This window comes from Chromobacterium fluminis, assembly GCF_011602385.1.
GTDB classification, from domain to species: Bacteria; Pseudomonadota; Gammaproteobacteria; order Burkholderiales; family Chromobacteriaceae; genus Chromobacterium; species Chromobacterium fluminis.
Genome location: NZ_JAAOMA010000022.1, coordinates 64,361 through 86,724 on the forward strand (window position 1 = coordinate 64,361; position 22,364 = coordinate 86,724).

General features: G+C 59.7%; 40 protein-coding genes and 1 pseudogene. 10 read left to right on the forward strand and 31 right to left on the reverse strand.

The window, feature by feature from the left end:
* Position 1: 1 nt before the first annotated feature.
* From HA052_RS15890 to HA052_RS16030, 30 genes and pseudogenes are all read right to left on the reverse strand, one after another.
* Positions 2-427: a hypothetical protein gene (locus tag HA052_RS15890; protein WP_166452614.1), complete on the reverse strand. Its 426-nt coding sequence runs from the start codon at positions 425-427 to the stop codon at positions 2-4.
* A 2-nt stretch (positions 428-429) separates the two neighbouring features.
* Positions 430-1,605, reverse strand: a complete 1,176-nt coding sequence (locus tag HA052_RS15895) for a tyrosine-type recombinase/integrase (protein ID WP_166452615.1) — start codon at positions 1,603-1,605, stop codon at positions 430-432.
* 229 nt (positions 1,606-1,834) lie between these two features.
* A complete protein-coding gene (locus HA052_RS15900) occupies positions 1,835-2,323 on the reverse strand; it encodes a hypothetical protein (RefSeq protein WP_166452616.1) in 489 nt (162 codons plus the stop codon).
* 13 nt (positions 2,324-2,336) lie between these two features.
* Positions 2,337-2,603 carry a hypothetical protein gene (locus tag HA052_RS15905; RefSeq protein WP_166452617.1) on the reverse strand — a complete coding sequence of 89 codons (267 nt, stop codon included), beginning with the start codon at positions 2,601-2,603 and terminating at the stop codon, positions 2,337-2,339.
* Positions 2,590-2,814, reverse strand: a complete 225-nt coding sequence (locus tag HA052_RS15910; RefSeq protein WP_166452618.1) for a hypothetical protein — start codon at positions 2,812-2,814, stop codon at positions 2,590-2,592. Before HA052_RS15910 ends, HA052_RS15905 begins: the two co-directional genes overlap by 14 nt.
* Positions 2,811-2,945 (reverse strand): hypothetical protein, encoded by a 135-nt coding sequence (locus tag HA052_RS27985; RefSeq protein WP_277345107.1) that lies wholly within the window; start codon positions 2,943-2,945, stop codon positions 2,811-2,813. Before HA052_RS27985 ends, HA052_RS15910 begins: the two co-directional genes overlap by 4 nt.
* Positions 2,942-3,145: a hypothetical protein gene (locus HA052_RS15915; protein WP_166452619.1), complete on the reverse strand. Its 204-nt coding sequence runs from the start codon at positions 3,143-3,145 to the stop codon at positions 2,942-2,944. Before HA052_RS15915 ends, HA052_RS27985 begins: the two co-directional genes overlap by 4 nt.
* The gene (locus HA052_RS15920) at positions 3,145-3,423 is read right to left on the reverse strand and encodes a hypothetical protein (protein ID WP_166452620.1); all 279 of its coding nucleotides are present in this window, start codon (positions 3,421-3,423) and stop codon (positions 3,145-3,147) included. Before HA052_RS15920 ends, HA052_RS15915 begins: the two co-directional genes overlap by 1 nt.
* A 207-nt stretch (positions 3,424-3,630) precedes the next feature.
* Entirely contained in the window at positions 3,631-4,515 is an 885-nt protein-coding gene (locus HA052_RS15925; protein ID WP_166452621.1) for a hypothetical protein, read from the reverse strand.
* Positions 4,508-5,212, reverse strand: a complete 705-nt coding sequence (locus HA052_RS15930) for a hypothetical protein (RefSeq protein WP_166452622.1) — start codon at positions 5,210-5,212, stop codon at positions 4,508-4,510. Before HA052_RS15930 ends, HA052_RS15925 begins: the two co-directional genes overlap by 8 nt.
* An 18-nt stretch (positions 5,213-5,230) precedes the next feature.
* Entirely contained in the window at positions 5,231-5,542 is a 312-nt protein-coding gene (locus HA052_RS15935) for a hypothetical protein (RefSeq protein WP_166452623.1), read from the reverse strand.
* Position 5,543: 1 nt separating this feature from the next.
* Positions 5,544-6,224 (reverse strand): ASCH domain-containing protein, encoded by a 681-nt coding sequence (locus HA052_RS15940; RefSeq protein WP_166452624.1) that lies wholly within the window; start codon positions 6,222-6,224, stop codon positions 5,544-5,546.
* 38 nt (positions 6,225-6,262) lie between these two features.
* Complete coding sequence (locus HA052_RS27690; protein WP_166452625.1) at positions 6,263-6,703, reverse strand: XF1762 family protein; 441 nt, start codon at positions 6,701-6,703, stop codon at positions 6,263-6,265.
* Between the two features lie 61 nt (positions 6,704-6,764).
* Positions 6,765-7,178: a hypothetical protein gene (locus tag HA052_RS15950; protein ID WP_166452626.1), complete on the reverse strand. Its 414-nt coding sequence runs from the start codon at positions 7,176-7,178 to the stop codon at positions 6,765-6,767.
* A 2-nt stretch (positions 7,179-7,180) separates the two neighbouring features.
* Positions 7,181-7,567, reverse strand: coding sequence for a hypothetical protein (locus HA052_RS15955; protein ID WP_166452627.1), 387 nt, complete (start codon positions 7,565-7,567; stop codon positions 7,181-7,183).
* Positions 7,564-7,863 (reverse strand): hypothetical protein, encoded by a 300-nt coding sequence (locus HA052_RS15960; RefSeq protein WP_166452628.1) that lies wholly within the window; start codon positions 7,861-7,863, stop codon positions 7,564-7,566. The genes HA052_RS15955 and HA052_RS15960 overlap by 4 nt, the downstream gene beginning before the upstream one ends.
* On the reverse strand, positions 7,860-8,120 hold the full coding sequence (locus HA052_RS15965; protein WP_166452629.1) for a hypothetical protein: 261 nt from the start codon (positions 8,118-8,120) through the stop codon (positions 7,860-7,862). The genes HA052_RS15960 and HA052_RS15965 overlap by 4 nt, the downstream gene beginning before the upstream one ends.
* A gap of 55 nt (positions 8,121-8,175) precedes the next feature.
* On the reverse strand, positions 8,176-8,811 hold the full coding sequence (locus HA052_RS15970) for a hypothetical protein (RefSeq protein WP_166452630.1): 636 nt from the start codon (positions 8,809-8,811) through the stop codon (positions 8,176-8,178).
* Positions 8,808-9,131 (reverse strand): helix-turn-helix domain-containing protein, encoded by a 324-nt coding sequence (locus tag HA052_RS15975; protein WP_166452631.1) that lies wholly within the window; start codon positions 9,129-9,131, stop codon positions 8,808-8,810. Before HA052_RS15975 ends, HA052_RS15970 begins: the two co-directional genes overlap by 4 nt.
* Positions 9,132-9,140: 9 nt before the next feature.
* A complete protein-coding gene (locus HA052_RS15980) occupies positions 9,141-9,320 on the reverse strand; it encodes a hypothetical protein (protein WP_081575003.1) in 180 nt (59 codons plus the stop codon).
* On the reverse strand, positions 9,320-10,093 hold the full coding sequence (locus HA052_RS15985; RefSeq protein WP_166452632.1) for a hypothetical protein: 774 nt from the start codon (positions 10,091-10,093) through the stop codon (positions 9,320-9,322). The genes HA052_RS15980 and HA052_RS15985 overlap by 1 nt, the downstream gene beginning before the upstream one ends.
* Entirely contained in the window at positions 10,090-10,536 is a 447-nt protein-coding gene (locus HA052_RS15990) for a hypothetical protein (protein WP_166452633.1), read from the reverse strand. The genes HA052_RS15985 and HA052_RS15990 overlap by 4 nt, the downstream gene beginning before the upstream one ends.
* A gap of 150 nt (positions 10,537-10,686) precedes the next feature.
* Positions 10,687-11,883: a recombination-associated protein RdgC gene (gene rdgC, locus HA052_RS27695; protein ID WP_166452634.1), complete on the reverse strand. Its 1,197-nt coding sequence runs from the start codon at positions 11,881-11,883 to the stop codon at positions 10,687-10,689.
* A gap of 10 nt (positions 11,884-11,893) precedes the next feature.
* Positions 11,894-12,106, reverse strand: a complete 213-nt coding sequence (locus tag HA052_RS16000; protein WP_019103072.1) for a hypothetical protein — start codon at positions 12,104-12,106, stop codon at positions 11,894-11,896.
* A 425-nt stretch (positions 12,107-12,531) separates the two neighbouring features.
* A pseudogene (locus HA052_RS28355) lies at positions 12,532-13,158 on the reverse strand (RecT family recombinase); the annotation flags it as partial.
* 56 nt (positions 13,159-13,214) lie between these two features.
* Positions 13,215-14,156 carry a YqaJ viral recombinase family nuclease gene (locus tag HA052_RS16010; protein WP_166452636.1) on the reverse strand — a complete coding sequence of 314 codons (942 nt, stop codon included), beginning with the start codon at positions 14,154-14,156 and terminating at the stop codon, positions 13,215-13,217.
* A 39-nt stretch (positions 14,157-14,195) separates the two neighbouring features.
* Complete coding sequence (locus HA052_RS16015; RefSeq protein WP_166452637.1) at positions 14,196-14,387, reverse strand: hypothetical protein; 192 nt, start codon at positions 14,385-14,387, stop codon at positions 14,196-14,198.
* Positions 14,384-14,995 (reverse strand): hypothetical protein, encoded by a 612-nt coding sequence (locus HA052_RS16020; RefSeq protein WP_166452638.1) that lies wholly within the window; start codon positions 14,993-14,995, stop codon positions 14,384-14,386. The genes HA052_RS16015 and HA052_RS16020 overlap by 4 nt, the downstream gene beginning before the upstream one ends.
* Positions 14,995-15,408, reverse strand: a complete 414-nt coding sequence (locus HA052_RS16025) for a hypothetical protein (RefSeq protein WP_166452639.1) — start codon at positions 15,406-15,408, stop codon at positions 14,995-14,997. The genes HA052_RS16020 and HA052_RS16025 overlap by 1 nt, the downstream gene beginning before the upstream one ends.
* A gap of 79 nt (positions 15,409-15,487) precedes the next feature.
* On the reverse strand, positions 15,488-15,715 hold the full coding sequence (locus tag HA052_RS16030; protein ID WP_166452640.1) for a hypothetical protein: 228 nt from the start codon (positions 15,713-15,715) through the stop codon (positions 15,488-15,490).
* A gap of 322 nt (positions 15,716-16,037) precedes the next feature.
* Here HA052_RS16030 and HA052_RS16035 point away from each other — a divergent pair, with 322 nt between their 5' ends.
* From HA052_RS16035 to HA052_RS16065, 7 genes are all read left to right on the forward strand, one after another.
* On the forward strand, positions 16,038-16,352 hold the full coding sequence (locus HA052_RS16035; RefSeq protein WP_166452641.1) for a hypothetical protein: 315 nt from the start codon (positions 16,038-16,040) through the stop codon (positions 16,350-16,352).
* Positions 16,353-16,780: 428 nt separating this feature from the next.
* Positions 16,781-17,407 (forward strand): BRCT domain-containing protein, encoded by a 627-nt coding sequence (locus tag HA052_RS16040; protein ID WP_166452642.1) that lies wholly within the window; start codon positions 16,781-16,783, stop codon positions 17,405-17,407.
* 10 nt (positions 17,408-17,417) lie between these two features.
* The gene (locus tag HA052_RS16045) at positions 17,418-17,852 is read left to right on the forward strand and encodes a DUF4124 domain-containing protein (protein WP_166452643.1); all 435 of its coding nucleotides are present in this window, start codon (positions 17,418-17,420) and stop codon (positions 17,850-17,852) included.
* A gap of 13 nt (positions 17,853-17,865) precedes the next feature.
* Positions 17,866-18,072, forward strand: a complete 207-nt coding sequence (locus HA052_RS16050; protein ID WP_166452644.1) for a hypothetical protein — start codon at positions 17,866-17,868, stop codon at positions 18,070-18,072.
* Between the two features lie 2 nt (positions 18,073-18,074).
* A complete protein-coding gene (locus tag HA052_RS16055) occupies positions 18,075-18,311 on the forward strand; it encodes a hypothetical protein (protein ID WP_166452645.1) in 237 nt (78 codons plus the stop codon).
* Between the two features lies 1 nt (position 18,312).
* Entirely contained in the window at positions 18,313-18,531 is a 219-nt protein-coding gene (locus tag HA052_RS16060) for a hypothetical protein (protein WP_166452646.1), read from the forward strand.
* A gap of 296 nt (positions 18,532-18,827) precedes the next feature.
* Positions 18,828-19,592, forward strand: a complete 765-nt coding sequence (locus HA052_RS16065) for an autoinducer binding domain-containing protein (protein ID WP_081575021.1) — start codon at positions 18,828-18,830, stop codon at positions 19,590-19,592.
* A gap of 434 nt (positions 19,593-20,026) precedes the next feature.
* On the opposite strand, the gene HA052_RS16070 is transcribed toward HA052_RS16065, so the two are convergent.
* Positions 20,027-20,485 carry a helix-turn-helix domain-containing protein gene (locus HA052_RS16070; protein WP_240937383.1) on the reverse strand — a complete coding sequence of 153 codons (459 nt, stop codon included), beginning with the start codon at positions 20,483-20,485 and terminating at the stop codon, positions 20,027-20,029.
* On the opposite strand from HA052_RS16070, the gene HA052_RS28255 reads away from it, so the two are divergent.
* From HA052_RS28255 to HA052_RS16085, 3 genes are read left to right on the forward strand one after another with little or no spacing between them, the layout of a single operon-like run.
* Positions 20,484-20,699: a Cro/CI family transcriptional regulator gene (locus tag HA052_RS28255; protein ID WP_369598569.1), complete on the forward strand. Its 216-nt coding sequence runs from the start codon at positions 20,484-20,486 to the stop codon at positions 20,697-20,699. The two genes, HA052_RS16070 and HA052_RS28255, sit on opposite strands and share 2 nt — an antisense overlap.
* A 34-nt stretch (positions 20,700-20,733) precedes the next feature.
* Positions 20,734-21,306 carry a DUF8585 domain-containing protein gene (locus HA052_RS16080; protein WP_166452649.1) on the forward strand — a complete coding sequence of 191 codons (573 nt, stop codon included), beginning with the start codon at positions 20,734-20,736 and terminating at the stop codon, positions 21,304-21,306.
* Positions 21,307-21,333: 27 nt separating this feature from the next.
* Positions 21,334-22,362, forward strand: coding sequence for a hypothetical protein (locus tag HA052_RS16085; RefSeq protein ID WP_166452650.1), 1,029 nt, complete (start codon positions 21,334-21,336; stop codon positions 22,360-22,362).
* Positions 22,363-22,364 lie beyond the last annotated feature (2 nt).

Here is a 22,364-nt window from a genome sequence, read left to right on the forward strand (position 1 = left end):
TTTAGGGCGCGGAGGGTGGTTTGCCAGCCTGGGGGTCCCGGTTTGCGTCCGCCATCGGCTCAGCCTCTTTGACGCCCGTCGCGTCGCCCGACGGCGGCTTGATGGCGGCGCCAAGCATTTCCAGTACTTTGGCCAGGCCGGCCGGCATGGTCTTGTCGTGGCGTCCCGGTTCAATACGGTGCTTGCTCGATGGCGTCTGCTCTTTCATGTTCACATCCTTGGAATGGGGGCACTGCGACGAGGGTGGCGCATGCTGAACCTCAAGCGACAAAAAACCCCGATAGCTTTGAGCTGTCGGGGCTTTTGAGTCTTCATGACGCGTCATGAAATGGTGTTGTGGTGGAGGCGGCGGGAATCGAACCCGCGTAAAGCCTTGCAAATTAAAGGCAGGATTTGAATTGCCGACCAAATACAGACCGCTGGCCATTTTTATTCCTCTTCACCACTTCCCGGTTCCTTACAAAACATGGCGACTGCTCTACTGCCAGCATCGTCGACTTCGGAGGGTATCCAGCGTCCATACGTCTTCCTGATCATGCCCCAGTCAGCGTGCCCCATCTGTTTTGCAACCCACATCGGATGCTCGCCGGCGGACAACATCATGGATGCGTAGGTGTGGCGAGTTTGATAGGGGTAGCGGTAACGAACATGGGCGAGCTTCAGAACATGAGTCCACATCGTTTTGCGGATTGGCTGGTCTCCGGTCCAGCGTTCTCCCGTGTTCGGGTTCTGGAAAATCTCCGCCCATTGTTGATAGGTGAATTGCTTTTGATCTATCAGCGCCGATAGAGCAGGGGCGAGAAGCTTCACCTCCCTTCGTCCCGCTCTGGTCTTTGTGTCCTCAGCTTCCCCGGACTTTTGGGTTATGGCCTTATTGACCTTGATAACCTTTCTTGTCCAGTCGACATCAGACCAATCAAGCGCAACTATTTCAGATGTGCGCAGACCAGTCCAGAAAGCAAACTGAATGAAATTTCGGGCTTGCCCTTCGCATGCTTGCAAGATGCGGTTTTGTTCTTCTGAGGTGAACGGATCGATATCATCGCTTAATTTCGGTGGCTCGACCTTTCGGTAAGTCCAATCTGCAATTGGATTGGAACTTATTAAGCCCTCCTCAAGTGCATCGGTTAATGCGGCCCGTAAGACAGATTGAATATTGGCAAGGGTTTTATTCTTGCAGGCGATGTTGGAGAATTTATCCCTCAGAGAACTTCGAGAAACATCGGCCAATGAATCATTGCCGAGGATGGCAATTAAGTGGCCGTAAATTATTTTCCGATATCCATTTATTGTGCTTGACTTAATAGTCAATGATTTCTTTTCTAGCCAGATAACTAAATAGTCGCTCGCCAACATTTTGCCAGAAGTCGCTCTCGCCAATGTTGAGGCTCGTTTCGAATTCGGAAATGTCGTTGCGTAATCAAAAGTACCTTGCTCAATTGCAATCAAAACGGCGGCCCGGTGTTGGGCCGCGCGTTTCATATTAGCGGGGGTGGGCTGAAGCTTGATCCGCTCCCTGCAGCGCTCTCCCGCATAGTAGAAATCGATTTCGATCGTTGAGGCCGAAGCGGCCCGAACGCCGTCGTACTCCCGTTCTGTACCCATTCCTGATAACCCTCCGTGTCAATCAGCACCCGATCATCGGGCGCTTTCCTCCAAACGACACCTTCCTTCCAAATGCCGTCCCGGATTTTGGTTCTGATGGCAACCGGCGTATATCCGGTCTGCTCTGCAAACCTTTCGATGGTGACGAACCTATACATGGTTGCCCTCAAAATAAAAAAGGCCGCCGAAGCAGCCTCATAATTAATCAAATGCGTGTTTCCAGATGGCGCTATATCACCGCGTCAATCATTGGCGGAAGTACCGGCCCGACAAACTCCCAGCCCTTCATGCCGTAGCGGATGCCTTCCAAGTTGCTGACATCGATCAGCGCCCACTTCATCGGCGGGCCGCAGCGTGTCCAATAGCGATTGCCGGGTTTCAGCTGGTCAACGCCCAAGATGTTTTGCTGCCGAAGCTGCGCGATGTAATGGGCAACAGCTGCGGCGTCCTGCCCCTCCGGCCAGCGGACGCCGCCGAAGGTCATCTGGAGGAGGGTCTGGATATCGCGCTCAAGCTGCGCCGCGCGCGCGTTGGCGGCCAGCATCTCGTCGCGGATCTCGTTGACCAGCTGCAGATGGAAGGGCGTGGTAGGGACAGACTCAGCAACTGCGGAGCGAATGGTTTGGAGGAGGGCGTGGCGACTGCCCTGCACTGCGGCGCCGGACAGCGCGAGCCCGTGCTCGCCGGCCAGCTGGATAACACGTTGATCGGGGATCATCATCACCTCAAAACTATGGCCGTTCGGTGGCGGCCTGGGTGGACATCGCGGCGTCGATGGCCGCGCGCAGATTAATTCCATTTCGGATGCAGTAATGTTCCTCGCCAAAATCATCCCGCTCCAGCGTGCGTATGCATCCGCTATCCAGCCGAGCTGCGTCCTGCTCCAGCTCGGTGATGCGGGCGGCTTGGGCGTCGATATGGGAGATGATGGCTTGCGACATTACGAAACCATTTGCCGCAGCGCCGCGTATTGCGTCCAGCTCGTCAGCAGTCAGCATGTTCGCTCTCCTGCCGCGGGTAGCTGTCGCTCCACCAAGTGCGCCCGCCCGCCAGCCTCAGTTGAAACTGAACGGTGTCGCTGTCCACAGCCTCGGTGTAGATGTCGGTCAGCGGCCGACCCTTGCGGACGGCTTCAATCTTGCCTTGTCGCTTGCCAATCTTGACCTCGCGGCCGATCAGCGCCGCGCCTTGTTCAACTGCGGTTTTCATTTGGCTCCTTTCTGCTGGCACCACTGCTGAATGCTGGGGCCATAGTAGAAAACGAAGTCGCCAACGCCGGCAGAGCCGAGCAGCGTGAGGACGACGAGGACGGCTCCGATAAACGCGAGGACGTCTTTCATTCATTTCCTTCCATGCCCGCCTTGCAGACCGGGCAATACCAAGTTCCCAGGCCCGGCGCGTCAGGGTCCGGGATGAAGTTGTCCGGCGGCTCGCCGACAAAGACGGTGCCGCCCACCGGCTGAGTGTGGACGTGCGGGGCGTGGCCGTAGTACGGACACAAGACGTCGCCATCAAGCCCGGTGCAGTGCTCGCACGCCATCACTCGCCCCCTTTCTCTCGCAGCAATGCGCCGGTCAGCGCCTCAAGCACCGCCTCTTCAGCGCTCTTGTCCGTAGAGCAATGCCACCAGCCGTCATAAGCCATCCGGCCGCACGGAGCGAACACTTGGATGTACCAGTCGTCGCCCTCAAAATCCCGTGATACAAGGATCTCGTGGTCCCGATAGAGGCAGGAGACTTCATGCTCATCAACGGCCGTCATCTCGATCAGCCGCGCCTGCAACTCCTGCTTCGCGCGGCTTTGGTCAGTGGTTTGCATCACTCCCCCCTCTCGCTTCTGCGCTCGCAAACCCCGCGTGCCACCATTCGGCAGTGACGCCGCTGGACCACGGGCAGTCGCAGATGCTTCCACCTCTGAGCGCGTGCCGCCGGCCGGCAGCAACGATTTTGGATTGCATCGAGTCGTGGCCGGTGTCGAACTCAACCGGTGGAAGCCGCGTCACGACCTTATCACCGAGTTTGATCTTCATGCCTCGCCGCCTTCCTGCGGTCCGGCCGCCAGCGAATCGTCGGCCATCTCAAACACGCCAAAGCCTTCTGCCTGGAGCGTGGATAGCAGCGAAAGCCCGCGATCTATGAGATCGCCACCCGCAGAGACTTTGGCTGTCGCGCGGCCCAGCCTCCACGCCGCGACGTTGTGCGGCTGATCCGTATACGTGTAGGCGCGCTTTTCCTGCGGGCCGTCATACGCCTTGCCGAAAATCCCGAGCTTGCGGACTTGTATCGCGCCACCAGCAACCGGCGCGGCGTAGAGCTGCATCCCTTCCCGCAACAGCAGGCGCTGCGCCGGTGTGCAGGCGATGGCCACTTCTTCGTCGCTGACCTCGGCAATGTGGCAGGCTGGTTCGGCCGGAGCCGGCAATCCTGGGATGCCCATCTCGCCGCCGGCGCGGATCGCGGCCAGCAGATCAGCCGACAATTCTTTGCGCCCGGCCTTGGCCGCCTGCGCCGACAAGAACTCAATGAACATGACACCGCGGCCGCTGCCCGGCGCGGGCGGCTCGTCCTGAACCTGTAATGAATCCTTACCGGTTGCCTGCGGCGCGGCCGCGAGCATGGCGGCGTTATATCGACGTGAGATCAGACGGGCGCAGCGCTGTGCCGTTTCGATACCATGTGGCGTTTCGCCGATGCGAAACTTCAGAATGGTGTTGATCAGCCACGACTCATCCGGCCAACCATCCGGAACGGCCGGATAGTTGGGCGCCGGCTGGGCGCTGGTGGCTGCGGCCTCGGCGGTTGCGATGGCAGAGCGAACCTTGGCCACATACTCGGCCGGCAGAAGCGGCAGCATGTCGTCTGCCAGTATCGAGCGCGCTACATCGAGCAGCTGCTTTTCCAGATCAGTCATGTTTCGGCTCCTTGCTGGCCAGCACAGCGTCAATCCGGTCCCATAGCTGCTTGTCGTACTCGCTGCACGACTCGCGGCCCGAACCGAGCCAGGTTTGCCAGATTTCCAGCAGCGCGAAGGCATCAGGCGACACGGGCGGAGCGGTGTAGAGCGGTTCGGCCCACTCATTGCCATCAGCCAGTTCCACCTCGCCTTCGAGATCGTGCAGGCTGTGAGTCAAGCTGTGCCGCCAGGCAACCGGCTCGCCGGCCGGCTTCTCTCGGGCGGCCTCTGCCAGGTCATCGCACAGCATCAGCAGATGCGGGCCGGTCAATGCGGCATCGGCGCGGCAGATGCCGGCTTTAATCGCTGCGTTGCGGATGGCCTTGGCCAGAACGGAGAGTTCGTGTTTGGCGGTTTGCAACTCCTCCGCGAGGTGGTCAGCATCATGCAACGGTTGGCGATAGCCATCGATCAGCGCCTTGACCACGTCATCGATGTCGCGCGTATGAAAAACGCGGAAGGACTCGCCCCTGTGGTTCCGAAGCCTCCCCGCGTAGTAGGGGACGTCTTCAAACGTGGTGTTCTTCGGCGTGGCGTTAGCGTGGGTGAAACGTTCCAGAGCAGGCATTGGCGGGGCAATTTTGACCTGCTCCAGGCCGTCTGCCACGTCTAAGCGTTTGCCGTCGGCAGGGCCGCCGATGAAGAGAGATTTCATGGTGTAGTTCCTATGGCGTTACCGTCGCTCTGCGGGATGGTCATGGGAGGAGTGGGACAGCTCTGCGAGCGCCGCATCACGGTCAGCAACAGCGGCCATTCGAGCGAACTCGCGCGCCAGGTCGCCCGGCGTGTAGTTGTCCAGCGCCGGGATGACGCGCGCCAGCTTGCGGTCGAAATAGCCGGTGTCTACGCCGTAGGGGCCGCGGCCGCGCGGTGTCTCGGCGCGCGTCAACTCCTTCTCCAGCGCGTTGATCAGTTCGTCGGTCAGCTCGCCGGCTCGGTCGGCTGCGATGACGGCGCGCGCGGCGTCGATCAGGTTCTGTTGCATATCACGCCTCCACTTTCTTGAACGAAATTCGCCACACATACGGGTTTGCATCCCAGCTGCCAGCGCCGTAGAGCTTCTCCCATAACTGCTCGAACCACCCACGGGCAGTACCGTTGGGGTGATCTACCGGGCCGCCCTCTGCCACAGCATCCGCCTCGCTGATGTCCTGCAACCGCTCAACACGGACGTCGGTTATCTCCAGCATCAAGCGGCAGGCAGCCCGCGGCATGTGGATCGATGGATGCCACAGCGAACGGGGCTCGCCGCCACCATCGTCGTCGTCTGACCATTCATTCGGGCCATCAGCGGCATAGATGACGTGGCCGGAGTAGTAGCCATTGCCGAATGGCATCTCGCTGATTGCCGTGGCCGGCCGGTTTGGGGTCCACTTAACCCTATTGCCGTGCCTGTCCCACGAGTGGCTGATGACGCCCCACGTCTCCCGCACCCAAAGCCGGTCGCCGGGCTGGCCGTAGGGGCATTCAGTGTCGATGAACCCGTGTTGCCACGCTCCGTCCACTTGCTGGCTCAGCGTAAAGCCGTCGATCCATGCGCCCAGCTCGCGCAGTCGCTCTTCAGTCACGTCGGGTTGCGGCTTGATGATCCGCCGCGTCTGGGTCTTTGCATCCGCCAGGACTTTTCGAACCATGGCGCCGGTGTACAGCATCGGGCGTTCTTTCATGCTCACTCCCAATAAGTAAGGGCCGCGTGAGCGACCCGTTATTCGATTTCCCACCGCAGCTTTTCTTGGGTGGGGTGCGTGTCTACGCGCGGCCGCGATGGGCAGTTCCATGAGCCGCCGCCGGCCTGGCCAATCAGGCGCCAGCCAACTGCGCGAAGAGAGCCGCCGCCCTCGGCCGGTAGCGTGTAGGTGATCAAGCGTCGATAGCCCATCGCCCTGGCGGCACGCCACGCTGCCCCGTACAACATCGAGCAGGCATTGCGCGCGCCATCGGTGCAGCAGCGGTTGACCTCCAATGTCCAGCCATCATCGAGGGCGCGCGCAACTGGCCGGCCGACGATGGCCACGCCGCGCACTCCATCGCTATCGCTCACCGCAACGGCGAACTTAGCGCCGGCCACCGGTTTGTGATGGCGGTGCTGCTGACGAACGAACTCGTTCGCCTCGCTGATGGATACCGGTGTGATGTTCAGAGACATGCGACCCACCTCAAGATTGGCCGGCCATCTTTGCGATAGACGGTGTGGCCCCAGCAGCCGGTCATGACGGTTCAGGGCCTGCGCTTTCGCCACCGTCGAACATGTCCTTCGTGGCGGCATTCCTGGAGGCGTAGGCGACGCCGTCAACGGTTAAGCCATGCTCTTCCAAGAACTCGGGCCAGTCCTCGGATAACGACTCTTTGTGTCCGGCGTCGTCCCATGGCCACGGCACAACCTCTGCTGTTATGCATTCGATTGGCGGATACATCCGCCGATCTTCTGGCGGCTTGCTATCCATGATTTTCTGAATAGCGGGTAGTGTCGTTTTGTTGTGATGCTCGGCCACAAAAACGGCGGCGGCGTGACTGGGCGCTGCATACAGGTCGTCCGGGCCTGGGATGTGAATGGCCCACTTTGTTTCGCTAGTGCCAGCCGTGCTTTCTACTTTTTCCGCCAATAGGTTCAGTGGGTTCATGGTTAAAACTCCGTCGATGCGAACAGGTCCGGGACTTCCTCGCCGTTGTCCACGATCTGCTGCAAACGCTCGCGGAAACTGATGGTCTGGCCACTACGGCTGCTTTCGATGTAGAAGCGAAGGCTATCTAACTCACTGCTATCCATCTCTTCCGCGTCCTGCCAGTCCTTCGGGTCAGCCGAGATGCTTTTGTAGAACGTGATGGCCTCTTCCTTGCTGCGCGCCACCACACAATCGCAGTCGTTCATTACGTAGATCTGGATGCCGTTGATGCTGTTGTTCATGGCCTGCTCCTCGCGGGCGTTAAAAAGCCCACTTGCGTGGGCTTCGTTCAGGCCGGCCAGGGCGGCGCCGGTGTCGGGTGCTTCGTGCAGGTGTTGCGGGTTCATTCTTCTTCCTTTTGCGCTTTGGGCACCCAAGCATTAGCTGTATCGGACCAAATGCAGTGCTTGGTGAGGTTGTTCCAGAAGTGATGGCGCCCTTGATGGGCCCAAAGTTCTGGCGTGGTGTTCATCAGAAACCGGCGGATGATCTCGCGACCGATTTCCTCGACGAGCTCGCCTGCATCGCGGTCCTCAATGTCCACCGGGTTAGCCTGGGCGATGTGCCACAGCTCGGCCAAGTGGGTGTCAGTAAGGTCGCGCAGCCGGTCAGTGTCGATTTCAATAGCAACCGTTGTTTTCATACGAACCTCGGGATGATCTTCATCTCGTCTCCGAGATGAACTTGATATACCGTCGCTTCAAAGCCCTTCTCAGCCAATCGGCGCACATAATCACCGGCTTTCCTAGTGTTGTTCCCGCCGATGAATAGGGCCTCGCTCAGCCCTGGGCGCAGCTTTGTAATCACTGTCGCTTTTGTCGTTCCCGGCCTGCCGCCAAACCCTGCAAAGAACTGGTCGCCAACCTTGATGATTAACGCGGATGTGCAGTTCGTATTCATGCGCTCATCTCCAAAAGCAAAGCCGCCCAAGTTGGCGGCATATAGGGAAAGGCAGTTACGCGGCTTTCTGTTCTACCGCCGGCGAGATGCACTCGGCCAGCGCCGCGCGCTCCGCCGGGTTGAGTTCCAGCGCCAGGCGCAAGCCGCGGTTCAGGTTCCGGGCCTGGGCCAGTTGGCTCTGCAGCGCCTGCATGTGGGCCATCTCGTTGACGAGTTCCGCCAGCGTCAGCTCCAGCCAGTCAAAGAACGGGATACCGGCCGAAGGGGAGAAGCCCAAGGCCGCGGCGTTGCATTCCAGCTGTGCCAGTCGGTCTACCTGTTCCTGGCAAAGTTGCAGCGCCTCTTCTGCTAGGCCGGCCTGCTTGTCCCGCTCTTGCTCGGCGATGGCCAGCCGCTGATTCAAGTCGTCCACCTCGCGCGCCAGCTGCTGTTCTCGGCCGCGCACTGCCGTCAACTGCTCGGCTGCGGTGTCAGTCTCTGGCGCCGGCGCTGCCGTGGGGTAAATATGGTCGGTCGGCCGGTAGTGGGTTTCATTGCCGACCTTGACCGGGCTGACGGTCCCGGCGGCGGTCAGCTCGCGTACCTGGCGGCGGGCCTCGCTGCGTTCGATGCCCATGGCGTCGGCCAGCGCCTGCATGGAGATCGGCGCAGAGATGGCTTTCATCACGTCGATGATGGAGAGCGAGCTCATGCGGCTTGCTCCTGCAGCTCTTGATTGGCCGCTTCCGCGCGGGTCTTTGCCGCCTTGCGCAGGCTCTTGAACAGGTCGGGGTGCTCGGCTTTCAGCAGCGCGATGACTTCCAGATCTGCGCGCGTCACCGCGGTGAGATCGACCTGCTCAATGTGGACCAGGCGCACCAGCTCGCGCACCGGCTTGGGCATGTTGCGGCCGCTCTCGTAGCGGCTGCCGCCGGATTGGGTAACGCCGACGCGGCTCCAGAACTCTTGCTGGTTCAGACCGAGCTTGCGGCGGATCTCGCGGGGCTGTTTGATGATGGCGAAAGACGACATGGCCACTCCTTATTTCTGTTGGCTGGGGGGCTGTTGGTTGATGGGCGCTCCGGGGTTCATCCGGCGCCAGGCTTGCACGTCCGCTTCTTCCATTTGGGCTTGCTCCAATGACAAGGCCCGCGCTTGGCGGGCCAGTTTGTTCAGTGCCGCGCGAATCCACATCCGGCGGCGGTGGGCTGCAATCGACATCAGGCCGCGGCTCTCATCGGTTCGGGCAGGTAGTCGCCGCGGTTGAAGCGCTCAATCACCGGCAGCAACTGCCGGCGCAGACTCCGCAGAGCCTGGAGGGTTTCGGGAATAGGCGTGGTGCTGTCGTGCAGCATCGCGTGCGCGGCCATGCCGAGAGTGATCACCTGTTCGCGCGCTTCGCGGTTGCCCAGGTCGTGCCGCTGCATCGCTGCGGCCATGCTGGCGCCGTTGATCACCTTGACCACGGCGTCACGCGCCCAGGCCGGAGCGTCGTACCACTCCGGCGCGACGTCGTGCTCGAACTGTTCTCGGCTTTGCTGCTGCATGACGTCCATCAGCTTGGCCGGCACGAAGGGCAAGGCGTTGATCAGCGCCAGCACCATGCCGCGGAGGATGCGGTACTGATTGGCGCGCATCACCGGCTGCATGCCGTCGTTGCTGAGGTCGAACAGCGCGCAGCGGGCGCCGCGCGCCAGCTTGTCGAGGTCCGGTCGGCTGAGGTTGTGGGCGGTGTAGTAGGCGATTCGATACCAACTGCTCAGGCAGCGGAACGCGAAGCTGTCCCAGCGTTGGGTCAGCTGGTCCAGCGCTGCCAGCATGCCGATGCTGTGGGTCTCGATCTGCTCCCGGGTCATCATCAGCCCAGACTGCCGGCCGGGTGTCATGGTGTTGACCTGTGCGATGACGCGCGCGACCGTGTTCGAAGTGCAGTTGTCCGTCAGCCGGGCCGCGCGCTCGGCTGCTTTGCGCGGGTTGTATTTGCCGGCCATCACGCAGCGTTCCGCAGCAGGTCGATCACGTTATTGCGACTGGAGGGCCGCAACTTGGCAATCGAAAGTGCATGGGTCAGCTCGTCGCATTCCCGGTCGCGGGCCTCCAGTTGCTGGTCGCGCAGCTCGACATCCTGTTCAAGGATGCCGATGCGCTTCTGCAACTCGGAAACTTCGGCCGCCAGGCGCTCGCTGTTCGCCCGCTCCATTTCGAAGTCAGCCGCAACTGCAGCCACCTGGGCTTGGGCGAGTGCCAGCTCGCGCTGGATCTGGGCGTGGGCGGCGAAGTGCCGCGCGGCGTTTTCGCTTGCGGTCGCGATGCCGCGCGTCAGCTTTTCGTTGTCCCGTTTTAAGTCCCGGTATGCGGTTTGCAGCCGCTCGATATAGCCGGCATCGCTTCCGGTTTGGCCGGCGGGTTCCGGCCAATTGACGAGAGCTAAAGTCATTGTCTTACTTTCCCGCCGCTTCCGCGACGAACTGAAATATGAGGAGGAGGGACACGACGCTTGCACCACCGGCGACGGCACCCGCGCCAAAAACTACCCCATCCCGAAACAGCATCAGGATGGGGCGCAGTGAGTTAGGTAAGCGGCGGATCATGCGGCGGCCTTCTCGGTTGCGATCAGGACATCACGGTTGCCGCTGGCGTCCATCGGGCTGACCACACCGACGGATTCAAAATGCTCCAGCAGCCGCGCGGCGCGGTTGTAGCCGATCTGCAGATTGCGCTGCAGGTGGCTGATGCTGGCCTTGCCGGTCATTGTGACGATGCGCAGGGCCTCACTGACCAGCGCGTCACCACCGTCATAGGACACGGGCTCTTGCTCGATCTGCCGCGGGTTCTTCTCGTCTTCGTCCGGCACTTTAATGCCGCCGAAGCACTCGCCCGTGCGATAGACCAGTTCGCGGATGTCGCCGGTCATGATCGTCATGCTGGCGTCGCGGTGATCCTCGACAGTTTCGGCGCCTTGTTCAGCGATGCGCAGTTGCACCGCCTCGCCCCAGGCCAGCTTGCTGAACTGGAACTGCGCGCTGATGACGAAGGAGATCCGGCTGTCCCACGTCAGGCCCAGCTTGTTCACGACGCGGCCAGGGCAGAGCAGGTTGATGATGTCCGGCTCAACCATGGTGAGGTTGGCGATGCGGATCGCGCCAGCGTCGTCGCCGGTCTTGATGATCTCGCCTTGGTCGTCGATGGTGAAATCTTCGAACGGTGGATAGCCATCTTTAACCCAGCTCGTCATCTCGTCCGCCGCGCTCTGTTCGACCTTCAGGCCCAGGAAGCTGATGCCGTTGCCGGAGTTTAAGAACAGATTTTTGGTCAGGGCTCCGGTCAGTTCGTCCAGCTTGCTGGCGCTGGTGGAGTCCACCACGAGCAGCCGCTGGCGGAGGTCGAAGTACCCGCGCAACAGCGATTGCTTGGGCAAGGCGGTCGGCAGTACAGATTCAATGACTTGATCCCGCAACTCGCGGCGCCACTTCTTCCCGACCTTGCGCTGCTCCCTCTCTTCGACTTCGGCCACCTTCGCCGCGACCAGTTGATCCAGTGCCGCCTTGGGGATCTGCTTCTCGTCGGTGCGCAGGGCGAAAAATACGCACTGGTTGGCCGCATAGGTCAGCTCGTCGTCAGGCTGCAACGTGAGCGGATTCACAAAGCCGGTGCTGGTGAGTTGCAGCGCGCTGGGCGGCGCGAACTTCAGGAAGCCCAGACTCTCCTCAATGTCCAGGCGGACGATGGAGCGGCCGCCCAGGATGTGGAAGAGCGAGAGGTTTTTGTAAAAGGCCAATGACATGGCTTGTCTCCTATGCGCCGGCGATGCGCGTCAGCTGGTGCCGCTGGAGGATGCTGATCAGCATTTCCTGGCCGTGCTGCTGGTAACGCTGCGCCAGGTCGCTGATGAACTGTTCATCCCACGGCCGGCCGGCGGCGTTGGCCACCGCGCTGGCCAGCAGCTGCCGGAACTGGTCGGCGGTGTAGAGTTGGTGAATGGGGCTACTGAGAGAAGGGCGGGCCATGGTCAGGCTCCCAGCTCGGCGCGCCGCGCCGCATAGAGCCGGCTTACTTCGTCCAGCTGTACGCCATCTGCAAGGCTACTTGCGTCAGCCGCCATCACATCGAGGGTGTCGAGATCATTGCAGCTGGCCAGCTTGTTTTTGAACCCATCGAGATCAAAGCCGCTGGCGCTACTGGTGGCCGGCGCCGCCTGGGCGCGCAATTCATCGACGCGTTGCTGGTAGCGCTGCGCGGCGACGGCGTAGTCCTGCTCGCTCAGTTGGCCGGCCATCTCCTTCGCGGCCTGCATCTGCGCCCGGCCGCCGGCGGTGCTGATGGCAAGCAAAACGTCATCCAGGCTCGGGGCGGGCAGGGCTGCCGGTGCAGGCTTGGATGCCAGGCGCTGCTTGAGCTGATCCGCGCGGGTGCGTGGCGCTTCCTTCGTGGCTTCTGCGCGCGGAGTGATGTCGCGCTCCGCCGGCGCGGAAGGCTCAAGCTCGTCCGGGGTGTAAACGCCAAGTAGCACATCAGGGGCATGCAGGCGAGCCCAACGTTTTTCGCCGAGGTAAGCCAACTGCTGTTTCGGGTCGTCCGCCCAAAGCGTTGAGTTACGGGTTCGCGCCTGGGCCAGCAGCAATTCAAGAACGCGCGGCTCTGCCTCGCCCTTGATAGTTGCCGAGATCCGAACTCCAAGGCCTTCCTCATCTGCCATCTTCCAGCCGGGGACGCGATACTCGCCTTTCTCCCCTTTGCGGATGTCGAATTTGCCGATGACCTTTTCCCAGTTGCCAAACCACTCAACGTTCAGCCGGTCTTTGGTTGCCCCACTGGTATTGACGACCGCCGCCACCAGCTGGGCCTCGTAGCCCAATACGCCGTTAACCAGGTGGGTTTTTTGGGCAACGGCAAACGGGTTCATTCGCCATTGCATTGCCTGCATTACAACTGCCAGACAGTCGCCAGAGTTACCGCGCAAGTGCTGGGGGATGGTGGCTTTGCCGCTGGCCATGATTTCAGCCAGGCGCATCATGCGGTCAAGGCTGCCATCATCCAAAACCAATGCGGAGGTGGACGTCTGGTGACCGTGGAATGCCGGCACTTCGGCAATGCTTTCGTGTTCAATCAGGGCGCTCATGCTGCCTGCTCCTTGGCCTTCTTGTAGCGGAAATCCATGTAGGTAACGCCGTCAACGGTGTAAGAGCCGCGGGAGATGGCTTTGCGGGTGAACTGCGACCCGTCAGAAAGCTTGCCAATCGCGGCGTTGCCCATGAGATGGAGGAGGTGGTTCTTGGCGCCGGTGGCCACGCCCTCATAGTGCTTGGCCTGCTCTTTGGCTTCAGCCATGACCTGCTGCCAGTGCAGCGCGCCGTCTGGCAGAACGATCTCGCTGCCGTCGGTGCCGGGGTAGAGCTTGGCCAGCAGGTCGGGCGTAGAGGCGTGGTCATAGTCCATCGCCGGCGCGCGGCCGCTTTTCACCTGCTCCCAGAACTCGGCCTCTTGCTCAATCATCGCGGCTATCAGCTCGTCATCCCGCCGGATGGGGTAGATGCGAAACTCCGGCCCGGACAACAGGACAGCCAAATCGATCTGCTCGGCGTCTGTCACTGCCAGGTAATGCTGGCATTGCGCCATGTAGGTGATCGGCACCTCGTCGGAGCCATCCGGACCCCAGGCCGATTTGTCGATAAATCGACCGAGCGCGGTCTTGCATTCCAGCAGGTGGCGAGTGCGGATCTCGCCGCGGTGCTGCGGGCGCTTGTCTCCTTCCCATACCAGACGGTCGAGATTGCCCAGCATGAAGTCATGCTTTGGATGGCGCAGCATGGTGTTGCAGCGCTCCACCTTCCGGCCCGTGCGGCGGCTGTACTCTTGCGCTACCACGTCTTCCAGCACATTGCCGAAATGGACTGCCTCTTTGGCGCCGATGTCGTCCGGCTCCAGCTCGTTGCGCTTCTCCAAGTACAGCTGCAGGGGAGTCTTGTAGGGGTTCACGCCCAGCACCGTCCCGGCGTCGCTGCCGCCGATTCCGGTGTTGCGCAGCGCAAGCCATTCATCGCGGGATATTGCGGTCAATGCTATGCCTCCTCGCCCAGAGGGCGTAAAAAAGGCCGCTTAGGCGGCCTTGTCGGTGATCGGATCGTTGCCGGCGAGCTCGCGGGCGATGCGGCGTTCCCAGGCGTCGTCGCGCCGGCGGCGCAGTTCGGGGGATTCAGGCGCGCTGCGAACTTTCGGCACCAGTTCGTTGGACCGCGCCTGACGGGCAACCATCAGGTAGTCGCGCAGCTTGGTGTTGTGGCTGATCATTTGGCGTTTCGAGCCTCTGCAATTTCGGCCTTAGCCGTCTCGAAGGCCTCCCGTTCGCCACCGTAGTCAACGCAGTCGTTGCAGGGGGGCGAGAGGTGGCAAGAGCAATTCGCTTCAGGAGGCTCGGCGATGCGCTCCACCATAAGCTCAAGCGCCCCCAGAATATTGTCGCGCTGAGAGATCAGCTTGCTGACTGCCTCGTCATTGGAGGTCATCTTGCTTGCGACCTCGTCGAGTGTAGACTCTTCCGGATTAGCTCCAATCGCCTCGCGGATCGCGCGCAGTTCGGCCCAAGCTTGATCGCGCTGCTCAGCCATAATTGCCAAAGCGTCGTTCGCCTTTGCAAGATGGGACTGCAGTTCATCGCGCTGTTTGCGTGCGATATTCAGTTCGGAGAACTTCTGGCCGAGGTTAGGATTACCAGGCGCACCACCCTGTGCATAGGGTTCCAGCGTGGCAGTGTCCCAGCCGGCCAAGGCATTTACGCAGATCTTCGCCCGGTAGTAGTCATCAACTGACAATCTGACGATTAGCTCGCTGTCCGGGTGCGGTGTGGACGGCTCACAAAGATCAATGAAAGGCGGCCATGGCTCTTTAGTGTGCGTCATCACGCCGCATCCTCAGCCCGTTGCCAGTTCGCCGGCGCGCTGCCGTCGTCCTCACGCAGCGAAGCAGCGTCCGGCGCCGACATGCTGCGCGCCGCGGCACCGGCCCAAGCCAGGGCCAGCTCGTGCCGGCGCGCAATCGTGCGTTCCATGCTGCGGCTCAGCGCCACGCGCAGCAGCTCGCCGAGGAGGTCCGCCTCCTCCCAGTCCAGCTTGCTGATAGAGCGCGACATCGTGCCGCCACCCTCCCACGGCGCGGTAATGTCCAGCAGCAGGCCGCCGCCGGCGTGGCGAATGGTCGCAGAGGGGCGGGGCTCCATGCCTTCAAAATGCCCGTTGATGCGTTCGGCGAATGCCGCGATCAGGCCGGCGGCGTGGATCAGCGCCGGGTCGCCAGCGATGTGTTCGAGTTTCATTTGGGGATCACCATGGAGAGAAGAACAATGGCCGCGAAGAGGGCGGCCATGCGGTAGGTAAAGAGTGCTGCTGCGCGAATCATTGCCGGCCTGCCGCCGGCCGCCAGCCGGAAATCAGGAAGCCAGGGTTCAGCCGCGCGGCGGTGGCCAGGGCCGCGTCCAGGTCGCGCTGGACAACGTCTTGAGTCCGGCGGATGCGAGTCCGGGGTTGCTGCAGCTCGATCACGTAGGCGCCCATGCGCGCCGCCGGCAGTTCGGTGTTGCTGGCCACCACCCGCGGCGCCATGTCTACTTTCAGTGCATGCATACAACCTCCTCGGGAATAAAAAAGCCCAGCGCGGAGGCTGGGCAACGGGGTGTTAGGTGGGGCCACGCTGGCCCCTGAAGCCGTTCTTGTGCAGGCCGCTCTCGCCTGTGTGCCGTGGCACACCAAAGCACCCCAGCTAAGGGCGGAGGCGCTTTGGTATGCCTGCCGGTGGTCGTAAAAAAACCCGCTTAGCGGGCCGTGGGTTGACTACCTTTTCTTCAGTCCAGGCGCTCCGCCTTGGACGAATGTTGCTTTCTCAACGTAGATCGGTGCCGTGCGTTTCGACCGCCGCGAGTACAGGCTTTCGCCATGAGCGAGGCTCTTGTGTTCTAGCAGCGTGCCGCCAGGTACTTTCTCACCACAAAGTGGACAGAACAGCGGTTTTGGTTTTGGGTGGATCGCGATTGGAAATGAATGCTTTTTTGCAGTCTTCTTCTTTGGTGGGACGCTCTTCTCCAGGGGTTTTGCTGCCTTTGAACCCTTATGGGCCTTTGGCCTGTCGCTTGGAAGCACCAATCCAACAACATCTCTTGGACGCCTGGCCACTGGTTCAGCAACCACTCCTGCAGGCTTGATGATCCCTGCCTTGATGTACTCATCCCGCAACGACATGATTTCCACCTCTTCAAGAGAATGACATGTAACTATGTCGCATCCCCGAAGAGATGGAAACCGTATCCATACTTACTACCGGCCTCTTCGAGAAGCGGCCATCAAAGATCTTCCACCAATCAGCGCCGCGCCCAGTGGCGACCACGAGGACGGCGGCTCGACATCATCCGTCCTTATCTGATCCCCGCGTCCGCGCTATCACGCTTCATCCGCTGAACCGACCCTTGCTGTTCACCTGCGCTTCGCTCTTCGCAACCGCTTAGGCTTTCCGGTGTCGGTGTAGGACAGGCTCTTGGCCTGCTGGCTGCCCGGTGTTCTGGGCTGGTGAGTGAAATGTAAACCTTGGTTCGCATTTATGTCAACCAAGGGTTCCAAAAATTGTTAACTACAGTTCGCATTTATGCAACACCAACTTTGGGGATAAAATGACAATGTCAAAATACGGAGCTCGCCATGAAGTACCTCGACAACCAAGGGCAACCAATCGCCGCCCTCCAGTCAAAGGACCGGATCAAGAGAGACGTCTCAGAATTCGTTGGCATCTGTAAGGGGGTCATCGCTGACGGCCTTGTTGTTGCCGAGGAGGTGGAGTTCATCGCGAACTGGCTTCACACCCATCAAGAAGCAATGGACCAATGGCCGCTGAATGTTGTTGTTGAGCGATTGCCAGAAATCATGGCCGATGGCGTGGTGGACCCAGATGAGCAACTGGAATTGATCCGCCTCATTTCAGGCATTACCGGAGGCAATCCTGCCGGCGACGTAGCCTCTCTCTCGACTGAGCTCCCGTTCTCTAGCCCTCTGCCGGAGCTCACCATTGATGGTTGTAAGTTCTGCGTAACTGGGACGTTTGAATTCGGCACAAGGAAGAAGGTGCAGGATGCGATAGAGAGCAAAGGCGGCGTGGTGCTGTCTGGCGTCAAAGCCGATCTGGATTTTCTAGTGATCGGCACCATTGGCAGCCGAGACTGGAAGCACAGCACGTTCGGAAACAAGATCGAAAAGGCGGTGGAGTACCAAACTAAGGGCCGTCAAATCCACATCATTCCCGAGTCCCACTGGGTGAGATATGTCGCATAGAACACTTTCATTGATCGCGGCCTTTGCCGCCATCGTCGCCGCGGCGCCGGCCCACGCGATTTTCAAATGCGTGGGAGCGGACGGGAAGGTGACTTACTCGGACGTGGCCTGTAGTGGATCGGTGCGGCACCACACGCTGGACAGCGGCTACATGGAATACGACAGCCGCGACATCCAGCGGCAGGAACGGCTACGGCAGAACCGCGAAGCGCGGAAAGAGAACGACCGCCTACGGCAGCAGGCCAGAAACGAGTACCGCAACGCGATAGAGGATGCCGACAAGAAGGATCACCAGCGCAAGTGCAAGTTCTACAAGAGCTGGCGCGATGACAATGCCGAGGAGCGTAGCCAGGGTTACAACGGCGCAAAGGACCGTGACCTCAAGTGGCAGGAACGCTACGTCCAAAACGGCATGAAGGACAACAACTGCAAAGAGTTTGAGTGAACTGGAGGATGCTATGGCGGATTTCGAAAACGTAAAGGTGCAAGCGGCATTGTTGGGTAGTGTTATCGGTGAGCTTCGTGATGAAGTGACGCAACTGCTTAATGATGACCAAGCAGGAATACCCCGTGCTCGCAAGGAGACACTAGAAACATTGATGCAGCAAATTGCTCGTTATCAAGATGATTTGGATGGGGCTATTGGCAACCATATGGGGGAGTGATCATGGAAGAGGAGCAGGACACAATCCAAGTTAGAAGCGACTTCGATAAACTCTTGTTGGCATCTTCAGCATTCGTAATGAATGTGATCACCCAGACGGATGTTTTGTATGGAATGACTCAGAGAGGCGACATCCCCGAGGAGGTGAGGGCGGAGTTAGGCTCCGTCATCAATGGGCTAATGAATGGAGCCGAGCTGTTCTCCAATGATCTTGTCCGGAGGCGAAATGGAGAGCTCTAACGTGTCTGATTTCCAAACTCGAAAATGTGAGTTGATCTCAAAAGTTGGTCAACTTGCAGGTGGGGGCGGCCCCCCTCATAATGGAGACATGGATGCCCGCGTATCGAAGCTCGAAACCCTTACTGAAACCACCCGTGACCGTCTCGCTGGGGTTGAGTCGCGTCTTACGGTGAGAGAGCGCATCATGGCCACCAAGGAAGATTTGACTGGCGAGATTTGATCTCTGCGCGCTGACTTGCACAAGGAAATTAACGCCCAGACCGGGAAGCTGGTGACGTTCGTTTGTGGCTTTGGGTCGGCTCTGGTGGCGGCCGTTTACTTCATAGCGAATCACTCTTGATCTTAGAATCGCCTCCTCTATACTTAGGACAGGCAGGGCAAAATCTCCCCAAATAGAACCCACCCGGCCAGGCAGCCCGCGCAAGCGGGCTTTTTATTTGTCATTCAGTAACGTCACGAGACAGGGTATTTTTGCTCCATCGAATAACCTACCTTGAACAATGAGGAGGCCATTTAATGCAGATAACCCTGTCGAATCTCCCCGAAGCCATCGAGCTGTTCCGCAACCGTGCCGGCGCCGCCGTCCACGACACTGCGGTGCTTCGCCGGCTGTTGATCCGAGTCAAAACCAAGGATGACCTCGCCGCCGCCCTGTCCCTCGTGCGGGTGACTACCGGCGGCGCGCCGCTGATCCTTGTGGCGTTTTTCGGGGATGACGGCTTCGATGAGGGCATGCACATCAATCTGGGCTGGCCGGCTTCTTGGCTGGAGCAATACGCGGCCGCGCGCTATGACACAGTCGACCCCGTCGCCCTCGGCCCCTCAGGCATTGTTTTCCCTTGGTCGCCCTTGCTGCTGGGCATGAGGCCCAAGACGCAGTTGGAAGAGCGCTTCCACCGCGGCGTGGTCGCCAGTGGCCTGACGCATGGTCTCTCGTACAAAGCGGCATGGCCAGACTGCCGGCTGATTCTGTCCCTGATCGGCGAGGATGTGGAGACTCAGCGCCCAGCGCGCGAGCTGCTGGAAATCCTAATGCCCGATTTTGCGGATGTTGCCTATAGAGTTTTTGCTTCAAACAGATTACTAGCAAAAATGACAGTCAATCAGAGAATGATAATAAACCTGATACTGAACCAGGGCTTAACACAGCGGCAGGCCGCATTACAATTGAACATGTCTCTTAATGGGCTGAGATACAGCCTTGACCAGCTGAAAGCCGAGTACGGCTGTACCACGATGGAGCAGTTGATGTTCAAGTTGGGAGCGGGAGAAAACTCATAGCTTGTTAAGTTTTTCTAAACTCGCCATCAGTACAGAATATTTCTGTTAACTAGAATTTTACACAGTGACTCTGAACGATGTCAGATGGGACAATATTTGCATTCAAGATCAGTATGACCCTCACATGTCAGAACTGACACATGACAGATAGGCCCTTAGCTCGACGACGAAACGGAGTAAGAAATGCACTGCGGTAACACCGAAGTACCCCTTGACCCTGGCGCCACGTGTACACACACAGCTTCTTGTCATCATTTCAGGCCGCGGACTCAAACAGGCGGCGCCGATGATCTGGTCAGTTTTTTCTATCTGGCAGTTCGACGGGATGGGAAAAAAATCATGAACTACGGGGGCGATGTAGCAGGGATGTTGGCTGCTGCACGGGAGATTTTGAAGGGGATTGAGCTACGGTAAAGCGAAAAAAGCGACTGGCATCAGTCGCTTTTTTTATTGAAGATTTCATCCTTGTTGTCGGCCAGCAGTTTGATCAGCTCCAGCACTTCATCATGGCCACGGGCTTTGACCTGACGAACAAGGTCTTCCATTGTCTCGGCCACAACGTAGTTGCCGTTGTTGGCGTCGGGCTCCATCTCTCCCTTTCCAGAAGCCAGCCAATCAGAACTTACCTGCAGCGCCTTTGCGGCTTTGTATAGGTTCTCTCCATCAATCCCCGCGTTGGGGTTGTTCATCCATTTGTAAGCAGCATTTCGCGACACTCCAACTTGGCCTGCAAGCCAGTTTGGAGTCTTCTTTGCTCCGCTCCGAGCAGTCAACGCATCAAGCGCTCTGCGGATTCGCGCACCGAGTGTGTGTTCCATGGTAACCAAGGTTAGCGCATCGAGTGAAAACCTTGGGTTGCAACCCATGCGAACTGAAGTTACCATTCTATTCATGAAGACCTCTACAGTTGTTTCCTTTTTCGGTGGTGGCCGCGGCGCAAAGTCAAGAATCGCCCGAGCTCTCGGGGTTTCAACTGCCGCTGTGGCTAAGTGGCGTGAGTTTGTCCCGGATGGAAGCGCCTACCAATTGATCCAACGATTTCCAGCTCTTTATGACCTAGATAAGGCTGACTGCGTAGATGCTAGCAACGCAAGTCAAACTCAATGATCCAATTATGACATCGCAAACAAGGCATACCACGATGAGCGCCCAACACTTTCAGTCACCGACTGACACCTTGATTGCCTGGGCCAAGCAGCAAATGGCCGAGACCAAGCAGCCCCTGACCAAGTTTTCCGAGGCGCTGACCGACAACTATCTGGCGATGACGCCGGAGGCGCGCCGGACTTGCCCGCTGGACGAAATCCCTCTGGATGGCAGCACGGATGAGTTTTACGCGATTAAGGCCAAGAACGCGCTGGCGGTGGAGCGATGGATCAAACGGGCAATTAAGATACCCCTGGAGATCCTGGACGCCTGGGTGGCCACCCTGGAAGGTAAGTACCGCGACGGGTGCCTGGCCGACCTGCTCAAAGTCCACGGCATGCTGGCGGTGGCCAATGACACCACCGCCGACGCGGCAACGCTGGGTGCCACGATGCGCACCACCGCCGACCTGTTCGTACACCTCGCCGAGATCATTGCGGACGGCAAGGTAGACCACGACGACCGCGAGCAGATCAAGCACGCGCGTCAGGCTATGCGCCAGATCGCCGGGCAACTGGCCGGCTGGGAGCTGGAGTTCGCCAAGGTGGACACCATTGAAGGCAAGTAAACCGGCTACGGGAAGAGGAGCAGCGGCATGGCTCGAATTCGCACGGTAAAGCCGGAGTTCTGGACCGCTGAGCAGGTGATGGAGTGCTCGCCGCTAGCGCGCCTCATGTTCATCGGCATGTGGAACTTCTGCGACGACAACGGCGTGATGCCGGCGAGCGCAAAGACCGTGAAGGCCCAAATTTTCCCCTCCGACGACATCCTGACCGCGGATGTCGAAGGCTTCGTTTCCGAGCTGATTGGCCAGGGCCTCCTTGGCCTGTTTGAAGCCGATGGCCGCCGCTGGTGGTTCGTCACTGGCTGGAAGCGTCACCAACTGATCAATCGCCCCTCCAAGTCCCGCTACCCCTCGCCGCCGCATTGCCATATGCCGCAACCCGAGGCCGCCGGACAGGGTGACTCAGTGAGTGATGCTGATCAGCTGAGTGAATCGAACACTGATGAAGGCCTCGATTCAATAGCAGATTCAGTGAGTAGTAACGAAGCATTCACGGAGGACTCAGTGAACACTCACGGAGTACTCAGTGAGGACTCACTGACGGAAGTGGAAGGGAATAGGAAGGGAATAGGAAGAGGAAAAGACGGTAGCAGTAGTAGCAGTCTAAATCCCACTCCGCGCGAACAAGCGCCGCCGCGGCCGCCGCTTTCCGAACCCTCGGCCCAGGTCCAGCGAATCGGCTATGTCTGCCGACTGCTGCGGGACAAGGGGGTGAATTGCAGCCCAGCCCAGCTGCAAGGCAAGTACCGCGGGCTGGAGGACTCTAGCGACGATGACTTCCACCTGGCGGTGCAGACACTTCGGGACCGGGGCCAGCTTCGCATCAACCTTGGTCTGGTAGCGGCGGTGATCGGCGATCTGATCGAAGCTCGCCAATGCCAGCCCGGCGCACCGCCGACGCCAACAGCAGGAGCAGCCCGGCGAGGGGAGAAGTTCAACCCGACGCTGTACGTGAACGACCCGAGTTACCGCGCCCGCTGGGATGCGGCCAATGGCAACGACAACGGAGCAGGCAATGGCAACGAACCTATCGACGTTACGCCCCAGCGCGTGGCTTGAGC

Excerpts from the sequence above, each read along its gene's own strand:
- HA052_RS15890 (WP_166452614.1), bottom strand. The coding sequence starts at position 427 with ATGGCCAGCGGTCTGTATTTGGTCGGCAATTCAAATCCTGCCTTTAAT.
- HA052_RS15895 (WP_166452615.1), bottom strand. The coding sequence starts at position 1,605 with ATGGGTACAGAACGGGAGTACGACGGCGTTCGGGCCGCTTCGGCCTCA.
- HA052_RS15900 (WP_166452616.1), bottom strand. The coding sequence starts at position 2,323 with ATGATCCCCGATCAACGTGTTATCCAGCTGGCCGGCGAGCACGGGCTC.
- HA052_RS15905 (WP_166452617.1), bottom strand. The coding sequence starts at position 2,603 with ATGCTGACTGCTGACGAGCTGGACGCAATACGCGGCGCTGCGGCAAAT.
- HA052_RS15910 (WP_166452618.1), bottom strand. The coding sequence starts at position 2,814 with ATGAAAACCGCAGTTGAACAAGGCGCGGCGCTGATCGGCCGCGAGGTC.
- HA052_RS27985 (WP_277345107.1), bottom strand. The coding sequence starts at position 2,945 with ATGAAAGACGTCCTCGCGTTTATCGGAGCCGTCCTCGTCGTCCTCACG.
- HA052_RS15915 (WP_166452619.1), bottom strand. The coding sequence starts at position 3,145 with ATGGCGTGCGAGCACTGCACCGGGCTTGATGGCGACGTCTTGTGTCCG.
- HA052_RS15920 (WP_166452620.1), bottom strand. The coding sequence starts at position 3,423 with ATGCAAACCACTGACCAAAGCCGCGCGAAGCAGGAGTTGCAGGCGCGG.
- HA052_RS15925 (WP_166452621.1), bottom strand. The coding sequence starts at position 4,515 with ATGACTGATCTGGAAAAGCAGCTGCTCGATGTAGCGCGCTCGATACTG.
- HA052_RS15930 (WP_166452622.1), bottom strand. The coding sequence starts at position 5,212 with ATGAAATCTCTCTTCATCGGCGGCCCTGCCGACGGCAAACGCTTAGAC.
- HA052_RS15935 (WP_166452623.1), bottom strand. The coding sequence starts at position 5,542 with ATGCAACAGAACCTGATCGACGCCGCGCGCGCCGTCATCGCAGCCGAC.
- HA052_RS15940 (WP_166452624.1), bottom strand. The coding sequence starts at position 6,224 with ATGAAAGAACGCCCGATGCTGTACACCGGCGCCATGGTTCGAAAAGTC.
- HA052_RS27690 (WP_166452625.1), bottom strand. The coding sequence starts at position 6,703 with ATGTCTCTGAACATCACACCGGTATCCATCAGCGAGGCGAACGAGTTC.
- HA052_RS15950 (WP_166452626.1), bottom strand. The coding sequence starts at position 7,178 with ATGAACCCACTGAACCTATTGGCGGAAAAAGTAGAAAGCACGGCTGGC.
- HA052_RS15955 (WP_166452627.1), bottom strand. The coding sequence starts at position 7,567 with ATGAACCCGCAACACCTGCACGAAGCACCCGACACCGGCGCCGCCCTG.
- HA052_RS15960 (WP_166452628.1), bottom strand. The coding sequence starts at position 7,863 with ATGAAAACAACGGTTGCTATTGAAATCGACACTGACCGGCTGCGCGAC.
- HA052_RS15965 (WP_166452629.1), bottom strand. The coding sequence starts at position 8,120 with ATGAATACGAACTGCACATCCGCGTTAATCATCAAGGTTGGCGACCAG.
- HA052_RS15970 (WP_166452630.1), bottom strand. The coding sequence starts at position 8,811 with ATGAGCTCGCTCTCCATCATCGACGTGATGAAAGCCATCTCTGCGCCG.
- HA052_RS15975 (WP_166452631.1), bottom strand. The coding sequence starts at position 9,131 with ATGTCGTCTTTCGCCATCATCAAACAGCCCCGCGAGATCCGCCGCAAG.
- HA052_RS15980 (WP_081575003.1), bottom strand. The coding sequence starts at position 9,320 with ATGTCGATTGCAGCCCACCGCCGCCGGATGTGGATTCGCGCGGCACTG.
- HA052_RS15990 (WP_166452633.1), bottom strand. The coding sequence starts at position 10,536 with ATGACTTTAGCTCTCGTCAATTGGCCGGAACCCGCCGGCCAAACCGGA.
- rdgC (WP_166452634.1), bottom strand. The coding sequence starts at position 11,883 with ATGTCATTGGCCTTTTACAAAAACCTCTCGCTCTTCCACATCCTGGGC.
- HA052_RS16000 (WP_019103072.1), bottom strand. The coding sequence starts at position 12,106 with ATGGCCCGCCCTTCTCTCAGTAGCCCCATTCACCAACTCTACACCGCC.
- HA052_RS16015 (WP_166452637.1), bottom strand. The coding sequence starts at position 14,387 with ATGATCAGCCACAACACCAAGCTGCGCGACTACCTGATGGTTGCCCGT.
- HA052_RS16020 (WP_166452638.1), bottom strand. The coding sequence starts at position 14,995 with ATGACGCACACTAAAGAGCCATGGCCGCCTTTCATTGATCTTTGTGAG.
- HA052_RS16025 (WP_166452639.1), bottom strand. The coding sequence starts at position 15,408 with ATGAAACTCGAACACATCGCTGGCGACCCGGCGCTGATCCACGCCGCC.
- HA052_RS16030 (WP_166452640.1), bottom strand. The coding sequence starts at position 15,715 with ATGCATGCACTGAAAGTAGACATGGCGCCGCGGGTGGTGGCCAGCAAC.
- HA052_RS16040 (WP_166452642.1), top strand. The coding sequence starts at position 16,781 with ATGAAGTACCTCGACAACCAAGGGCAACCAATCGCCGCCCTCCAGTCA.
- HA052_RS16050 (WP_166452644.1), top strand. The coding sequence starts at position 17,866 with ATGGCGGATTTCGAAAACGTAAAGGTGCAAGCGGCATTGTTGGGTAGT.
- HA052_RS16055 (WP_166452645.1), top strand. The coding sequence starts at position 18,075 with ATGGAAGAGGAGCAGGACACAATCCAAGTTAGAAGCGACTTCGATAAA.
- HA052_RS16065 (WP_081575021.1), top strand. The coding sequence starts at position 18,828 with ATGCAGATAACCCTGTCGAATCTCCCCGAAGCCATCGAGCTGTTCCGC.
- HA052_RS28255 (WP_369598569.1), top strand. The coding sequence starts at position 20,484 with ATGAAGACCTCTACAGTTGTTTCCTTTTTCGGTGGTGGCCGCGGCGCA.
- HA052_RS16070 (WP_240937383.1), bottom strand. The coding sequence starts at position 20,485 with ATGAATAGAATGGTAACTTCAGTTCGCATGGGTTGCAACCCAAGGTTT.
- HA052_RS16080 (WP_166452649.1), top strand. The coding sequence starts at position 20,734 with ATGAGCGCCCAACACTTTCAGTCACCGACTGACACCTTGATTGCCTGG.
- HA052_RS16085 (WP_166452650.1), top strand. The coding sequence starts at position 21,334 with ATGGCTCGAATTCGCACGGTAAAGCCGGAGTTCTGGACCGCTGAGCAG.